Source organism: Streptomyces sp. UNOB3_S3 (assembly GCF_020740895.1).
Lineage (GTDB): Bacteria > Actinomycetota > Actinomycetes > Streptomycetales > Streptomycetaceae > Streptomyces.
In genome coordinates, this window is the sequence record NZ_JAILXP010000150.1 from 1 (window position 1) to 16,585 (window position 16,585).

Consider the following 16,585-nt stretch of genomic DNA (forward strand, 5'->3'; position numbering starts at 1 on the left):
GGGCGGGGGACGTCCTTGCCCGCGCCGGCTTCCATGCTGAACCGCTGGTCGCCGAGGACCGCCCGCACGTCGGCATGGCGGGTGAGCAGCCAGGCCTCGCCGCCGTAGGGCATGCGGACCCGCGAGACCGGCTCCCGCTCGCGCAGGTGGGCGTAGAGGGGGTCCATCTCCACGCCGGTGGGGGTGCTGAACGGGTGGGTGCGGGTGACCGGGCAACGGGATGTCATCGGGGCTCTCTCATTCTGTGACGGACGGCGGGGCGGGCCGCGGTGGCGCGGCGAGCGGCCGCAGGGCGTCCTCGATCACCCGGCACACGGCCGTGGTGTGCTCGTTGAGGTAGAAGTGACCGCCCGGCCAGGAGTGGTACGCCGTGGGGCCGGTGGTCTGCTGGTGCCAGGCGCGGGCTCCGTCGGCGGGCACGTGGGGGTCGTCCACGGCGGTCAGGACGGTGAGCGGGCAGGCGAGCCGCGGCCCGGGGCGCCAGGTGTAGGAGGCGGCGACCCGGTAGTCGTTGCGGATGACGGGCAGGGCCAGGCGCAGCAGTTCCTCGTCGGCGAGTACCCGCGGGTCGGTGCCCCGCAACTCGGCCACCTTGGCGATCAGCTGGTCGTCGCCGAGGAGGTGGGTGGTGATCCCGCGGGGAACGGTCGGGCCGACCCGTCCGGAGACCAGGAGGTGGGCGGGGGCACCGGGGCCGCGTGCCATGAGGCGGCGGGCCGTCTCATAGGCGAGCAGCGAGCCCAGGCTGTGGCCGAACAGGGCCAGCGGACGGTCGAGCCAGGGCTCCAGGTCCGGCAGGACGTGGTCCACCAGGGTGTCGACGGACTCCAGGAAGGGCTCCTGGCGGCGGTCCTGACGGCCGGGGTACTGGACGGCCAGGACCTCCACGAAGTCCGGGAGCGTCCGGGCGAAGGGCAGGTAGGCGCTGGCGCTGCCACCGGCGTGCGGGAAGCAGACCAGCCGGACGGCCGGGTCGGCGACCTGCCGGTAGCGGCGCAGCCAGAGGTCGCCTGTGGCGGTCGGGGCGGTCACGCCGTGTGGGGTCCTTCCGTGGGGTTCCGTGGGGTTCCGTGGGGTTCCGTGGGGTGATGGTCCGGGGCACTGTTTCGCCGGGGTCCGGCGGCGATGGCGGGGTCGGGCCTTCGGGTGGTGTCGGGCCCTCGGGTGCGTCATGCCTTCAGGCACGTCAGGCCTTGAGGCACGTCAGGCCTTGAGGCGCTGCCACCAGTCGGTGTGGTCGCGGTACCAGGCGACGGTGTCGGCCAGTCCGCGGTCGAAGTCGGTGCGGGGTGCCCAGCCCAGCTCTTCGGTGATCTTCCGGGTGTCCACGCAGTAGCGGCGGTCGTGTGCCGCGCGGTCGGAGATGTGGTCGACGGCGGACCAGTCGGCGCCCACGATGGCGAGCAGGCGCTTGGTGAGGTCGACGTTGGACAGCTCGGTGCCGCCGCCTATGTTGTAGACCTCGCCGGCCCGGCCGCGATCGGCGACCAGGGCGATGCCGTGGCAGTGGTCGTCCACGTGCAGCCAGTCACGGCGGTTGAGACCGTCCCCGTACAGGGGCAGCCGGCGTCCCTGGAGGAGGTTGGTGACGAACAGCGGGATGACCTTCTCGGGGTGCTGGAAGGGCCCGTAGTTGTTGGAGCAGCGGGTCACCCGGACGTCGAGGCCGTGGGTGCGGTGGAAGGCCAGGGCGAGGAGGTCGGAGGACGCCTTGGACGCGGCGTAGGGCGAGTTGGGGGCCAGGGGGTGGTCCTCGGGCCAGGCGCCCTCGCTGATCGAGCCGTACACCTCGTCCGTGGAGACGTGGACGAAGCGCTCCACGCCGGCGTCGGCGGCGGCCTGGAGGAGGCGGTGGGTGCCGAGCACGTTGGTGGTGACGAAGGCGGCGGAGTCGCTGATGGAGCGGTCGACATGGGACTCGGCGGCGAAGTGCACCACCAGGTCGGTGCCGCGCATCGCCTCGGCGACGGTGGCCGGGTCGCAGATGTCACCGTGCCGGAACTCCAGGCGCGGGTGGTCGGCGACCCGTGCGAGGTTGTCGCGGTTTCCGGCGTAGGTGAGCTTGTCGAGGACCCGGACGTGAGCGCCGGCCAGCGCCGGATACGCGTCCGACAAGAGGCTTCTGACGAAGTGTGAGCCGATGAACCCGGCTGCCCCGGTCGCCAGGACGCGCATCCGTCGACCGCCTTTCTGTGTGTCGTGGTGATGTGTGTCGTGGTGGTGGGTGTCGTGGTGGTGGGTGTCGTGGTGGATCTGTCGTGCGGTCAGCCGGCCCGGCCGACGGCGAAGCGCGAGGCCACGTCCATGAGGTACCCGCCGTAGCTGGAGGCGGTCAGTTCCTGCCCGAGCCGGTAGCAGGTGTCGGCGTCGATGAACCCCATGCGCAGGGCGATCTCCTCGATGCAGGCGATGCGTTCGCCCTGGCGCTGCTCCAGGAGCTGGACGTACTGGCCGGCCTGGAGGAGGGAGTCGTGGGTGCCCATGTCCAGCCAGGCGAACCCGCGGCCCAGTTCGGTGAGCCGGGCCCGGCCCTGCTCCAGATAGGCGCGGTTGATGTCGGTGATCTCCAGCTCGCCGCGGGCGGACGGCTTGAGGTCCCTGGCCAGCTCGACCACGTCGTTGTCGTAGAGGTACAGGCCGGTCACCGCGAGGTTGGAGGGCGGGCGCTGCGGCTTCTCCTCCAGCGACAGCAGGCGCCCCCGTGCGTCGATGGTGGCGACACCGTACTGCTCGGGGGCGTTGACGGGGTAGCCGAACAGTTCGCAGCCGTCCAGGCGCTGGATGCTGTGGTGGAGAACGGTGGAGAAGCCGGGGCCGTGGAAGACGTTGTCGCCCAGGACGAGGGCGACCCGGTCGTCCCCGATGTGCTTGTCGCCGATGTGGAACGCCTCGGCGATACCGCGCGGCTCGTCCTGGACGGCGTAGTCGAGGTTCAGGCCGATGCGGGAGCCGTCGCCCAGCATCGCCTTGAACATGTCCATGTGCTGGTGGGAGGAGATGACGAGGATGTCCCGGATGCCGCCCAGCATGAGGACCGAGAGCGGGTAGTAGATCATGGGCTTGTCGTAGACCGGCAGCAGCTGTTTGGACAGCGCGCCGGTCAGCGGACGGAGCCGGGTGGCGCTGCCGCCGGCGAGGATGATGCCCTTCATGGGGCGACGGGCTGTTGAGCGTTCCGGCGGGGTGTCGTTCACGGTGGGTCCTCCGTGGCGTTCTGGGCTGAGGGGTGACTCAGGTCGCCTCTCCGGCGCCCGCGACGGGTGGCGCCTCGAGCGGAGCTACGCGCCGCGCGGCGGCGCGTGGTGCTCTTGCCATGCCCGGTAGGACGGGAGCAGGCCGAGCCGCTCCGCCTCGGCGAGACCGGGGGCGCCCGCGTCCTTGTCGGAGAGCAGCGGTTCGATGTCCGTCGGCCAGTCGATCGCCAGGTCCGGGTCCAGCGGGTTGATGGCGTGCTCGCGCCCGGGGTTGTAGCCGGAGGAGCACAGGTACATGAGGGTGGTGTGGTCGGTGAGGGAGAGGAAGGCCCGGCCCAGCCCGGCCGAGACGTACACGGCGGTGTGCCGGCGGTCGTCCACCGGGACCGCCTCCCAGCGGCCGAAGGTCGGGGATCCGGTACGGATGTCCACGATCACTTCGAGGCCCGCTCCGCGCACGCACGCGCTGTACTTGGCCTGGCCGGGCGGGATCTCGGCGAAGTGGATCCCGCGCAGCGCGCCACGCCGGGACACCGCGATGTTCGCCTGTGCCAGCGGCAGTTGATGCCCGGTGGACTGCTGGAACCGCTCGCCTTGGAACCACTCGTGGAACTGGCCCCGGTGGTCGGTGTGAATGACGGGGTCCAGCACCCAGGCCCCCTCGATGCCGAGTGGGCGCATCGTGCTCCGTCCCTCCCTTGTCCGTGTGACGCCTTGCGGGCTGCCGGCCGGGGCCGGGTCAGGCGGAGCGCCGCCAGTACGCGCCCTGCCGGTCGATCTGGTGGATCTCGTCGGTGATGCCGTGCCGGTCCCGGAAGTCGTGGACCGCCTGCCGGCACGCCGGGATGCAGTAGTCGTCGACGATGACATAGCCGCCGACCGACACCTTGGAGTACAGGTGGGTCAGGACGTCGGTGGTGGCGGCGTACGAGTCGCCGTCGAGCCGCAGTACCGCGAGCCGCTCGATGGGGGCGGTGGGCATGGTGTCCTTGAACCAGCCGGGCAGGAAGCGGACCTGCTCGTCCAGGAGCCCGTAGCGCTCGAAGTTCTCGCGCACCGTGGCCACTTCGGTCGGAATGTCGAGCACCTGGTTGTACTGCTCCAGGTCGATGTCCCTGTCCAGCTCGTGGTCGTCGTCGAGGGTCCGGGGGAATCCCTGGAACGAGTCGCAGACCCATACCGCGCGGTCCCGCACGCCGTGCGCCCGGAACACGCCGCGGGCGAAGATACAGGCGCCCCCGCGCCAGACACCGGTCTCCGCGAAGTCGCCGGGGACGGCGTCACGGATGACGGACTCCAGGCAGTGCTGGAGGTTGTCCAGCCGCTTGAGGCCGATCATGGTGTGTGCCACGACCGGGAAGTCCTCGCCGGACTCACGCGCCTCCGCCACGTAGGAGGCGTCGGTGATAAAGCCGGCGACGTGGGAAGGGTCCTCATAAATTGTGTTCGCGACGGCCTTCTTAAGAAGGTCGAGATACAGGGTCGCGTCACGAGAAGTGGTGCTCATTAAAATCGCCCCCCATAGGCAGCACTACCCGGGTCCGATGCATCCGGAAAACGGGTGGGTTACAGCCGGATTTCCGACGATCGCCGCTTGTGTCGCAGCATCTGGATTACGGGAGCTTGGACGGAAAAAGCGTCTGGCTGCTCACCGGATCTTCCGATCGTCGATCATGGTGGAACATACACGGAGTTGACCGAGAAGCACAAGCCGAAGTGGCCGATGAAGACCCATCAACACTCCCCCACCAGCAACTTGTCACCTGGCCAGTGACCTTGCTCACGTGGCGGAGAATAGACGTTGCGTCCTGATCATCACCGTGCTTGCCTGTTGTTCGCACGGCGGTCCGATAACCAAGGTCCGCCGACGAACAGGGGGAGTTTTGAGCGCTTCGGCCAGGTCCGGACTAACACCGGAAGAGGCAGGAACGGCATGGCCTTTGGCCCGTACCTGCCCGTTCCAAATACCTACCGAGTACGCTGAGTTAAGGAAATCCGAACCGATTGCCCGAGCACGGGTCTGGGACGGTTCGCGAACCTGGATCATCACCAGGCACGAACATGTGCGGGCGCTTCTCGCGGATTCCCGCGTCACCATCAGACCGGCCGCCCTGCCCCGGCTGTCCGCGGCCGACAGCGACGGCGAGGGCTTCCGCTCGCTGCTGACGATGGACCCGCCCGAGCACAACGTCCTGCGCCGCATGTTCATCTCCGAGTTCAGCACGCGCCGGGTCAGATCCATGCGACCGGGCGTCGAACAGCTCGTGGACGACCTGATCGACAAGCTCCTCGCCGGACCGGCGCCGGCGGACCTGGTGGCCGAACTGGCGCTGCCGATGTCAACGTTGGTGATCTGCGCGCTCCTCGGCGTCCCGTACGAGGACCGGGAGTTCTTCCAGGAACGCAGCGAGATCGCCACCCGCGTGGGCGGGGACGCCGATTCACTCACCGCGCTCCTCGAACTCCGCGACTACCTGGACAAGTTGGTCACCGCCAAGACCGAGACGCCGGGTGACGACCTGCTCAGCGGGCTCATCGTCAACCGGCTGGTCCCCGGCGAGATCCAGCACAACGAAGTGGTCGACAATGCCGTGCTGTTGCTGGCGGCGGGCCACGAGACCAGCGCCAGCATGGCCGCGCTGGGTATCCTGACGCTGCTTCAGCATCCGGAGACCCTGGCCGAGGTGCGCGCCGACGAGGGGCTGCTGCCTCAAACCATCGACGAGCTGCTGCGCTACCTGTCCATCGTGGACGGGATGCGCCGCGCGGCCACCGCCGACATCGAACTGGGGGGAATGACGATCCGGGCCGGGGACGGCCTGATCATCTCGCTCGGTTCCGGCAACCGTGACGAGGACGCGTTCCCCTCCCCCGACACCTTCGACATCCACCGCTCGGCCCGCCACCACGTGGCCTTCGGCTACGGCCCGCACCAGTGCCTGGGGCAGAACCTGGCCCGGATGGAGCTGGAGGTCACACTCGGCGCCGTCATCCGCCGTATCCCGACCCTGCGGCTGGCCACGGACGTCGAGGCGCTGCGGGTCAAGCCCGACGCGACGATCTTCGGGCTGCACGAGCTGCCTGTCGAGTGGTGACCGGCACGTGATGACCGGCTGTGCCGCGGGGCGGCCGGCCGAGTGGTGACCTACACAGAAAGTACGCGCATGCGGGTGGCAGTAGACGAGGACCGGTGCATGGGAGCCGGCCAGTGCGAACTGGCGGCGCCCGAGGTGTTCGAGCAGGACGACGAGGGGGTGAGCCGGGCGGTCGACCCCGAGCCCGCCGAGGATCTTTGGCAGGCGGTCCGCCAGGCCGCGGACCTGTGCCCGGTGCAGGCCGTTCTCCTCACCGGGGCGACCGGGATAACCGGGACGACCGGGGCGGAATCCCCCGAGCGGCATCGGGAGGCTAGGTGACGGACCGTCAGTGGGCGGGTCGTACGGCCCTCGTGACGGGCGCGCTGGGATTCATCGGCTCGCACTTCGTCGAACAGCTCGCCGCGCGCGGCGCCACGGTACTGGCCCTGCATCGCGGTGAACGACCGGGTATAAAGGAGGAGTTGGCCGCCCTGCCCGGGTCGGAGCGGATCCGTTTCGTCGCGGTCGACCTGTGCGACGCGAACGAGACCCGGGCCGCGTTCAAGTACCTGGCGCCGTCCATCGACACCGTGGTGCACTGCGCGGGGCTGGACGGCAATGCCCGGTTCAAGCACGAGCACTCCGCGGACATCCTCGACAGCAACCAGCGCATCACCTCCAACCTGCTGAACTGCGTGCGGGACTTCGGCGCGGGCGAAACCGTCGTCATGAGCTCGTCGGAGGTGTACTGCGCACCGCTGACCTCGGCGACGAGCGAGGACGACGACTACCGCGCCCACATGCGGTACACCGACAACGGCTATGTTCTGTCCAAGACCTACGCGGAGATCCTGGCCGGCCTGCATCGCCGGCAGTTCGGGACCGATGTCTTCCTGGTGCGGCCGGCCAACGTCTACGGCCCCCGCGACAGCTTCGACACGTCCCGGGGACGGGTGATCCCCAGCATGCTGGCCAAGGCCGAGGCCGGCGAAGAGATCGAGATCTGGGGAGACGGCAGCCAGACCCGGTCCTTCGTGCACGTCGCCGACCTGGTGCGGGCCTCGCTGTGCATGGTCGAAACGGCCAGGCACCGGGTGCTGAACATCGGCACCACGGAGGAGACCGCCATCCTGGACCTTGCCAGGATGGTGACCGCCGCACTGGGCCGCCCCGAGCGCATCCGCACCGTCCCCAGCCGCCCGGTGGGCGTCACCGGGCGCCGCCTGGACCTCTCCCGGATGTTCGAGGTCATCGACTTTGAACCCCGCACCCTGCGGGCGGGCCTCGAAGAAACCATTCGCTGGTACCGCCGTCACCAGCAGCAGCACCAGACAACTCGGTAACCTCGGTAACCCTGGAAGGCAACTCGTGGCTACATCAGTCGAGACAGCACTGCTCCGCGACATCATCGGGGCAGCCGGCGGGCACGACGCCGCGCTGAAGGAACTGGTCGCCCGGCACAGCCCGGCCGACATCACCCGGGTACTGCTGAGTGAGATCACCTCGCGCTGCCCGGCCCCGGTCAATGACGCTCCGGTCCTCGTGGAGCTGGCCGTCCACACCGACGGCACCGCGCTGGAGCCGCACTACCTGTACGTCGCCAAGGGCGGACCGGTGCGCCCGGCCGGCCGGGACGAGGCGTTCATCGCCATGCGCGTCGAGTACGAACTCGCCGAGCTCGTGCGGGAGTTGTTCGGACCGGTACGGGAGCGCGGGGCGGGCGTGCGCGGCACCACGCTCTTCCCGTACGTCGCCGAGACCTCGGGCGGCGCCGGAGACGACGCCGGAGACGCCGCCTCCGGCGCGGAGCACATCGGCACCCACTTCCTCGCCGCCCAGCAGGGCACCGAGACCGTGCTCGCGGGCTGCCACTCCCGCAAGCCCGACCTCAGCGAGCTGGCCTCGCGCTATCTGACCCCCAAGTGGGGCTCGCTGCACTGGTTCACCCCGCACTACGACCGCCACTTCCGCGACTACCGCAACGAGCAGGTGCGCGTCCTGGAGATCGGCATCGGCGGTTACAAGCACCCCGAGTGGGGCGGCGGCTCCCTGCGCATGTGGAGGCACTTCTTCCACCGCGGTGAGATCTACGGCCTGGACATCGTCGACAAGTCCCACTTCGACGGACAGCGCATCACCACCCTCCAGGGCGACCAGAACGACCCGGAGTACCTGGCGTCGATCGCCGAGGAGTACGGGCCGTTCGACATCGTCATCGACGACGGCAGCCACATCAACGAACACGTCCGGACGTCGTTCCAGGCACTGTTCCCGCATGTGCGCCCCGGCGGTCTCTACGTCATCGAGGACCTGTGGACCGCCTACTGGCCCGGCTTCGGCGGTAACGAGGACCCCCGCCAGGACAGCGCCACCAGCCTCGGCCTGCTCAAGTCGCTGATCGACTCCATCCAGCACGAGGAGCGGCCGGCCGCCTCCGGTCACCGGCCCGGCTACGCCGACCGCAACGTGGCGGGCCTGCACGTCTACCACAACCTCGCCTTCATCGAGAAGGGCACCAACGCCGAGGGCGGCATCCCCGCGTGGATCCCGCGCGACTTCGAGACGCTGGTGGCGGTGTCCTCGGGCGGAGCGGAGTGAGGATGCGCGGCACAACGGGGGCCACACCAGGGGACACGACGAGGTCCACAGCAGGGGACGCAACGGGGGACAGGGGGACGGTGCCGTGCGCGTAACGTTGCTGGCCATCGGCTCGCGCGGCGACGTGCAGCCCTTCATCGCGCTGGGCGTCGGACTGCGCGAACGCGGCCACGAGGTCACCCTCGCCGCGCCCGCCTCCCTGCAGAAGCTGGTGGAGCGGGCCGGACTGGAATACAAGGTCACCCCGGGCGACCCCGACGGGTTCTTCAGCATGCCCGAGGTCAGGGACTCGCTGCGGCGCAGCCCGCTGATGAGGGATCTGCTCAAGAACCTGCCCAAGGCGCCCGAGGGGTACGACCAGGTCGTCGTCGACGCGGTCCACGAAGCGGCCCAGGGTGCCGACTTCATCGTCAACGCGCCGCTGACCCTGGCCGCCGCCTACGGGCACCCGCCCGCGCCGTGGGCGTCCGTGTGCTGGTGGCCCAACTCCTCCACCTGGTCCTTCCCGGCCGTGGAGTCCCACCAGCGCCGGATGGGCCCGCTGACGCCGCTCTACAACCGCTACTCCCACTGGCAGGCGGCCCGTGACGAGTGGGCCTGGCGCCGGCCCGAGATCGACGGCTACCGCACACGGATGGACCTGCCGCCGTTCGGTCGCACGTCACCGTTCCCCCGCCTGGGCCACGAGCGCCCGTACCTGTACCCGTTCAGCCCCAGCGTGCTGCCCAAGCCCGCCGACTGGCCCCGGCGGGCCCATGTCACCGGCTTCTGGTACTGGGACCAGGAGTGGCAGGCCCCGGCGGACTTCCAGGCCTTCCTCGACGACGGCCCGGCGCCGGTCGCGCTCACCTTCGGCAGCACCTGGTCGCTCCACGACCAGCGGCAAGCGCTGGAGTACGCCATCGACGCGGCACGCGGCGCCGGGCGGCGGCTGGTCATGGTCGACGGCCCGGACGACGATCTGCCCGATGACGTCTTCCGGCTCCACGACGTGGACTACGCCGGGGTGTTCCCGAAGATGGCCGCGGTCATCCACCACGGCGGCGTGGGCACCACGGCGCAGGTACTGCGCGCCGGGGTGCCGCAGGTGATCTGCCCGGTCTTCGCCGACCACCCGTTCTGGGCCGCCCGGCTCGCCGAGCTCGGGGTCGGCGCGCGGCCCGTGCCCTTCACCCGCTTCGCCCGCACCGGCCGCCAGGAGCTGGCGGCCAGCGTGCGCCAGGCGGTCAACGATCCCCGGATGGCCGACCGCGCTCAGCGGCTGGGCCGGCTGGTCGCGCAGGAGCGCGGGGTGGACAACGCCTGTGACGTCCTGGAGGACTGGGCACGGGCGTCAGGGGTGACAGTCGGTTGAGCACCGTGTCGGCCGGGGCCCCGCAGCCGGGGCCCCGGCCGGCCGAGTTGTGGCCGGCGGCGCAGAGCAGTGCCCGGTCGCGCCGGGTCAGGGCGGCGCCGCAGTGGGGGCAGGCGAGGACGTGCCGCGGAACGCATCCGGCAGGTCGCATGGAAAACCACCCCGAATCCCCGCGAATCCCACAGCTCCCTGACCCCGAACCATTCACCGAATCACTGATTCATCAGCATCTCAGCCTTGCCGTGTCGACCTGGAGATTTCATGGCCCCGAAGATGGCCCCCAACAATGGTGTGCAGCAGCCGAGCGACATTGCCGTTGTCGGCATGTCCTGCCGCCTCCCGGGAGCACCTGGCCTCGATGAATTCTGGGAGCTGCTGACCGCCGGCCGCAGCGCCGTCGAGCGGCAGCCCGACGGCAGCGTGCGCGGCGCCCTGGAGAACGCCGCGGACTTCGACGCCGCCTTCTTCGGCATGTCCCCGCGCCAGGCCGCCGCCACCGACCCGCAGCAGCGGCTGATGCTGGAACTCGGCTGGAGCGCGCTGGAAGACGCGGGCATCGTCCCGGGCAGCCTGGCGGGCACTGACACCGGAGTCTTCGTCGGCGTGGCCGCCGACGACTACGCGACCCTCCTCCACCACACCGGCACCCCCCTCAACGGCCACACCGCGACCGGCCTGAACCGCGGGATGACGGCCAACCGCCTCTCCTACTTCCTCGGGCTCCGCGGCCCGAGCCTGGCCGTGGACTCCGCCCAGTCCTCTTCGCTGGTCGCCGTCCACCTGGCCTGCGAGAGCCTGCGCCGCGGCGAGACGGAACTCGCCCTCGTCGGCGGGGTGAGCCTGATCCTCGCCGAGGACAGCACGGCCCGCATGGAACTCATGGGCGCACTGTCCCCCGACGGCCGCTCCTACACCTTCGACGCCCGCGCCAACGGCTACGCGCGCGGCGAGGGCGGCGCTTGCGTCGTCCTCAAGCCACTGGACCGCGCGCTGGCCGACGGCGACCGGGTCCACTGCGTCATCCGCGGCACCGCCGCCAACAACGACGGCGGCGGCACCGGGCTGACGGCCCCCGACCGCGAGGCCCAGGAGGCCGTGCTGCGCACGGCGTACGACCGGGCCGGAGTCGGCCCCGAGCAGCTGCGCCACGTCGGCTACGTCGAACTCCACGGCACGGGCACCCCGGTCGGCGACCCCATCGAGGCGGCGGCCCTGGGCGCGGTGCTCGGCTCCGTACGCCCGCAGGGCAGCCCGCTGCCGGTGGGTTCGGTCAAGACCAACATCGGACACCTGGAAGGCGCCGCGGGCATCGCCGGGCTGGTCAAGGCCGCCCTGTGCGTACGCGAGGGCGTGCTCCCGCCGACCCTCAACCACGAGACGCCCAACCCCGCCATCCCCCTGGACGAGCTCAACCTGCGGGTGCAGACGAGCCTGGCGCCGTGGACGGGACACCGCGTGGCGGGTGTGTCGTCGTTCGGGATGGGCGGGACGAATGCGCATGTGGTGCTGGAGCAGGCGCCGGCTGTCGTAGATCCGCGCATTAACGGCGCGCGGGAGCTGGGCTCGGTGCCGGTCGTGCTGTCCGGGCGGGATGGTGGTGCGCTGCGGGAGCAGGCGCTGCGGTTGATGGACCGGGTGGATGCGGCGCGGGTGCTGGATCTGGGGTACTCCACGGCCGTCGCGCGGTCGGTGTTCGAGCACCGGGCCGTGGTGCTGGCCGAGGACGGCGCGGCGCTGCGGGCGGGTCTGGAGGCCGTGGCGGCAGGTCAGTCACCGCTGGCCGGAGTGGCCACCGGGGACGTACGGACCGTGTTCGCCTTTCCGGGGCAGGGCACCCAATGGGCCGGCATGGCCGCCCAGCTCCTCGACGAATCCCCGGTGTTCGCCGCCAGCATGGCGCGGTGCGAGACACTGCTTGCCGAGCACCTGGACTGGAAGCTCACCGACCTGATCCGGCAGACGGACGACGCGCCCTCGCTGGAACGCGAGGACGTCGTCCAGCCCGCCTGCTTCGCTGTCATGATCTCCCTGGCCGAACTGTGGAAATCCATGGGCATCCAGCCGGACGCGGTCATTGGGCACTCGCAGGGCGAGATCGCCGCAGCTGTGGTCTGTGGCGCGCTGTCACTGGAGGACGGCGTCCGGGTCATCGCCCTGCGCGCCCGCCTCATCGAACGCGAACTGACCGGCCACAGCGGCATGGTCTCCATCGCACTACCCCTCACCGAGGCCGAGGAGCGCATGACGGGCTGGGGCAACAAGCTCAGCATCGCCGTCATCGCCGGACCGCAGTCCACCGTCGTCGCCGGACCCCTGAACCAGATCGAAACGGTCCTCGCCACCTGCGAGACCGAAGGAATCCGCGCCCGCCGCGTCCCCATCGGCTACGCCTCCCACACCGCCTACACCGAACCCATCCGCGACGAACTCATCCAGATCCTGGACGGCGTCCGTCCGCAAAAGGCCTCCATCCCGTTCTACTCCACCGTCGAAGCCGCCCCCATCAACACCACCACCCTCGACGCGACGTACTGGTATCAGAACCTCCGCCAGCCCGTCCGCTTCCACGACACCGTCCAACTGCTCCAGACCGACGGCTACACGCTGTTCGTCGAATCCAGTGCGCACCCGGTGCTCCTCCCCGCCCTGCCGGACGGAGTCGTGGCCGTCGGATCACTGCGCCGCAACGAAGGCACCCTCCACCGCTTCCTCACCAACGCCGCCCACGCCTTCACCCACGGCGCCCCCGTCCAGTGGCCGGCCGCCTTCGACGACACCGGCGCCCAGCACACCGACCTCCCCACCTACCCCTTCCAGCGCCAGCGCTACTGGGCGCCGGACGGCGACACGCCCACGTCACCGACCGTCGACAAGCGACAGGACGACGACCCCTCCTCCCACCTCCGGCACGCGCTATCCGAGTTGGACGGGAACGGTCAGATCGAGCGGCTGCTCCAGCACGTGCGGGAGAGCGTTGCGAAGGTCCTCGGCTCGGAGTCCGCCGGGGCCGTTCAGGCCGAGGTCACGTTCAAGGCCCTGGGCGTCGACTCGATCACCGGTGTCGAGCTCAAGAACGAGCTGCGGGCCCGCACCGGCCTGCGCGTCCCGGCGACCCTGATCTATGACTGCCCGACGCCTCTCGCCGCCGCCCGCCACCTCCGCGATCTGCTCCTCGGCCCGTCCCACGAGCAGGGTCGCGCACGCGCCGCGATCCCGGCCGACGAGCCGATAGCGATCGTGGGGATGGGTTGCCGTTTCCCGGGCGGGGTCACCTCGCCCGAGGGCCTGTGGGACCTGGTGGCCTCGGGCACCGACGCGATCTCCCCGTTCCCGGTGGACCGGGGCTGGGACGTGGCCGGGCTCTACGACCCGGACCCTGCGGCGGTCGGCCGTACGTACACCCGTGAGGGCGGGTTCCTGCACGACGCGGGCGAGTTCGACGCCGGCTTCTTCGGGATCTCGCCGCGTGAGGCGATGGCGATGGACCCCCAGCAGCGGTTGCTGCTGGAGACGTCCTGGGAGGCGCTGGAGCGGGCGGGCATCGACCCGCACACCCTGCGCGGCAGCCAGACCGGTGTCTTCGTCGGCGCGATGACGCAGGAGTACGGTCCTCGGCTCCATGAGTCCGCACAGGGCTACGAGGGATACCTGCTGACGGGCAGCACCGCCAGTGTCGCCTCGGGCCGGGTCTCCTACACGCTCGGGCTGGAGGGCCCGGCGGTGACGGTCGACACGGCCTGCTCGTCCTCGCTGGTGGCCCTCCACCTGGCGGTGCAGGCACTGCGCAACGGCGAGTGCGACCTCGCGCTCGCGAGCGGCGTCACCGTCATGGCCGAGCCGGGCATGTTCGTGGAGTTCTCGCGACAGCGCGGGCTGGCGCCCGACGGGCGTTGCAAGGCGTTCTCGGACGTGGCGGACGGCACGGGCTGGAGCGAGGGCGCGGGCGTACTCGCGGTCGAGCGGCTCTCCGACGCGCTGCGCAACGGCCGTCGGGTGCTGGCCGTGGTGCGCGGTTCCGCCGTCAACCAGGACGGCGCCAGCAACGGCCTCACCGCCCCGAACGGGCCCTCACAGCAGCGCGTCATCCGGCGAGCGCTGGAGAACGCCGGGCTCGGCACGGGCGACGTCGACGCGGTCGAGGCCCACGGCACCGGCACGCGGTTGGGCGACCCCATCGAGGCGCAGGCACTGCTCGCCACGTACGGGCAGAACCGTCCGGCCGAACGACCGCTGTGGCTCGGCTCGTTGAAGTCCAACATCGGGCACGCCCAGGCCGCCGCGGGTGTGGGTGGGGTCATCAAGATGGTGATGGCCATGCAGCACGGCGAACTGCCCCGCACCCTGCACAGCGACCAGCCCTCCACCGAGATCGACTGGGACGCGGGAGCCGTCTCGCTGCTCACCAAGCCGATGACCTGGCCTCACCACGATCGGTCCCGCCGCTCCGCCGTCTCCTCCTTCGGCGTCAGCGGCACCAACGCCCACATCATCCTGGAACAGGCACCCGAGCCGGCCGAGGCCGACGAGCCGGATGAGACGCAGGATGTGCCGCTCGTCCCGCTCATCGTCTCGGGGCGTGACGATCACGCGTTGCGGCAGCAGGCCCAGCAGTTGATCGACCATGTGGACGCGGCACGGCCGCTGGACCTCGGGTACTCGACTGCCGCTACGCGGTCGGTGTTCGAGCACCGGGCCGTGGTGCTGGCCGAGGATCCGGCCACGCTGAGGGCCGCCCTTGAGGCTGTGGCGGCGGGTGAGCCGTCCGCCGATGTCGTGTCCGGCGTTGCCACGAGCACGGACGGAAAGACAGTGTTCGTGTTCCCCGGGCAGGGGACGCAGTGGGCAGGCATGGCCGTCCCACTGCTGGACGAGTCACCTGTTTTCGCGGAGGCCATGGCCCGCTGCCAGGCGGCACTGGCCGGGCTGGTCGACTGGAAGCTCACCGACGTCCTGGCCGACGAGGACGCCCTGCGCCGCGTCGACATCGTCCAGCCCGCCTCCTTCGCCGTCATGGTCTCGCTGGCCGAGCTGTGGAAGTCCATGGGCATCGAGCCGGATGCCGTCATCGGCCACTCACAAGGCGAAATCGCCGCAGCCGTGGTCGCCGGAGCGCTGTCGCTCGAAGACGGCGCCCGGATCGTCGCCCTGCGCGCCCAGATCATCGCCCGCGAACTCGCCGGACACGGCGGCATGGCCGCCATCGCCCAACCCTCGACCGAGGTACAAACCCGCCTCGCCAAGTGGGACGGCCGACTTGAGATCGCGGTGATCAACGGCCCCTCCGCCACCGTCGTCGCCGGAGACCCCGACGCCCTCACGGAACTGGTCGCCGCCTGCGAGGCAGAGGGGATCCGGGCCCGCACCATCGCGGTGGACTACGCCTCCCACTCCACCCACGTCGAAGCCATCCGCACCGAACTGCTCGACGCACTGGCCGACATCCGCCCGCAAACCGCGTCCGTCCCCTTCTACTCGACAGTGGACAGCGCCCCGATCGACACCACGGCCCTCGACGCGGACTACTGGTACCGCAACCTGCGTCAGACCGTCCGCTTCCACGACACCGTCGAGCTGCTCCAGGCGGATGGCTACGCCCTCTTCATCGAGACCAGCGCGCACCCCGTCCTCGTCCCCGCCCTCCCCGACGGCATCACCGCCGTCGGCACGCTCCGGCGCAACGAAGGCGGCCTCCGCCGCTTCCTCACCTCCACTGCCGAGGTCTTCACCCACGGCGCACCTATCCACTGGCCGGCCGCCTTCGAGGGAACCGGCGCCCGCCGCACCGACCTCCCCACCTACCCCTTCCAGCGCCGGCACTACTGGCTGGAGGCGCCCGCCCCGCAGAGCCGGGCCGGGTCCCCGCAGGACGAGCTGTCGTACGACATCGTCTGGAAGAGCCTGTCGTTCTCGAGCTCGGCACGTCTCACCGGCCACTGGCTGCTCATCTCCCCCACCGGCCACGACACCGACCTCACCCAGACCCTCACCGCACACGGCGCCACCGTCACCCACCTCACCATCGACCCGGCCGTCGCGGACCGCACCACCCTCACCACCCTCCTCACCGCCCACCACGACCAGCCGGTCACCGGCATCGTCTCCCTCCTCGGCCTCGCCGGCGGTACGCACCCCGAACACCCCACGCTCCCCATCGCACTCACCGCCACTCTCGCTCTCACCCAGGCCCTCGGCGACGCCGATCTCCATGCGCCGCTCTGGACCATCACCCAGGGCGCCGTCGCCGTCGCCCCCGGCGAGGTCCCCGACCCCGAAGCCGCCCAACTCTGGGCCTTCGGACGCGTCGCCGCCCTCGAACTCCCCGACCGCTGGGGCGGACTCATCGACCTCCCCCACACCACCAC

Annotated in this window: 11 protein-coding genes and 1 pseudogene; 6 read left to right on the top strand and 6 right to left on the bottom strand. The window is 70.5% G+C overall.

Going from position 1 to position 16,585, the window contains the following annotated elements:
- From K6I33_RS17880 to K6I33_RS17905, 6 genes and pseudogenes are all read right to left on the bottom strand, one after another.
- Window positions 1-227, bottom strand: a pseudogene (locus K6I33_RS17880) (cytochrome P450); the annotation flags it as partial.
- Window positions 228-237: 10 nt separating this feature from the next.
- Window positions 238-1,032 carry a thioesterase domain-containing protein gene (locus K6I33_RS17885; protein WP_229353355.1) on the bottom strand — a complete coding sequence of 265 codons (795 nt, stop codon included), beginning with the start codon at window positions 1,030-1,032 and terminating at the stop codon, window positions 238-240.
- 171 nt (window positions 1,033-1,203) lie between these two features.
- Window positions 1,204-2,175 (bottom strand): dTDP-glucose 4,6-dehydratase, encoded by a 972-nt coding sequence (rfbB, locus tag K6I33_RS17890; RefSeq protein WP_229353357.1) that lies wholly within the window; start codon window positions 2,173-2,175, stop codon window positions 1,204-1,206.
- A gap of 89 nt (window positions 2,176-2,264) precedes the next feature.
- Entirely contained in the window at window positions 2,265-3,152 is an 888-nt protein-coding gene (rfbA, locus tag K6I33_RS17895) for a glucose-1-phosphate thymidylyltransferase RfbA (protein ID WP_229353359.1), read from the bottom strand.
- Between the two features lie 126 nt (window positions 3,153-3,278).
- Window positions 3,279-3,875 (bottom strand): dTDP-4-dehydrorhamnose 3,5-epimerase family protein, encoded by a 597-nt coding sequence (locus tag K6I33_RS17900; protein ID WP_229353361.1) that lies wholly within the window; start codon window positions 3,873-3,875, stop codon window positions 3,279-3,281.
- 58 nt (window positions 3,876-3,933) lie between these two features.
- Window positions 3,934-4,701: a TylF/MycF/NovP-related O-methyltransferase gene (locus K6I33_RS17905; protein WP_229353363.1), complete on the bottom strand. Its 768-nt coding sequence runs from the start codon at window positions 4,699-4,701 to the stop codon at window positions 3,934-3,936.
- Between the two features lie 556 nt (window positions 4,702-5,257).
- Between K6I33_RS17905 and K6I33_RS17910 the strand changes: the two genes are divergently transcribed.
- The 6 genes from K6I33_RS17910 to K6I33_RS17935 all read left to right on the top strand — a co-directional run.
- Window positions 5,258-6,289, top strand: a complete 1,032-nt coding sequence (locus K6I33_RS17910; RefSeq protein ID WP_229353371.1) for a cytochrome P450 — start codon at window positions 5,258-5,260, stop codon at window positions 6,287-6,289.
- A 69-nt stretch (window positions 6,290-6,358) separates the two neighbouring features.
- Entirely contained in the window at window positions 6,359-6,610 is a 252-nt protein-coding gene (locus tag K6I33_RS17915; RefSeq protein WP_229353373.1) for a ferredoxin, read from the top strand.
- Complete coding sequence (locus K6I33_RS17920; protein ID WP_229353376.1) at window positions 6,607-7,614, top strand: NAD(P)-dependent oxidoreductase; 1,008 nt, start codon at window positions 6,607-6,609, stop codon at window positions 7,612-7,614. Before K6I33_RS17915 ends, K6I33_RS17920 begins: the two co-directional genes overlap by 4 nt.
- Window positions 7,615-7,639: 25 nt before the next feature.
- Window positions 7,640-8,869, top strand: a complete 1,230-nt coding sequence (locus K6I33_RS17925) for a class I SAM-dependent methyltransferase (RefSeq protein ID WP_229353378.1) — start codon at window positions 7,640-7,642, stop codon at window positions 8,867-8,869.
- A gap of 85 nt (window positions 8,870-8,954) precedes the next feature.
- Window positions 8,955-10,223 carry a glycosyltransferase gene (locus tag K6I33_RS17930; protein ID WP_229353380.1) on the top strand — a complete coding sequence of 423 codons (1,269 nt, stop codon included), beginning with the start codon at window positions 8,955-8,957 and terminating at the stop codon, window positions 10,221-10,223.
- A 261-nt stretch (window positions 10,224-10,484) separates the two neighbouring features.
- Window positions 10,485-16,585, top strand: a 6,101-nt coding sequence (locus K6I33_RS17935) for a type I polyketide synthase (RefSeq protein ID WP_229353382.1), incomplete at its 3' end; no start/stop codon positions are given.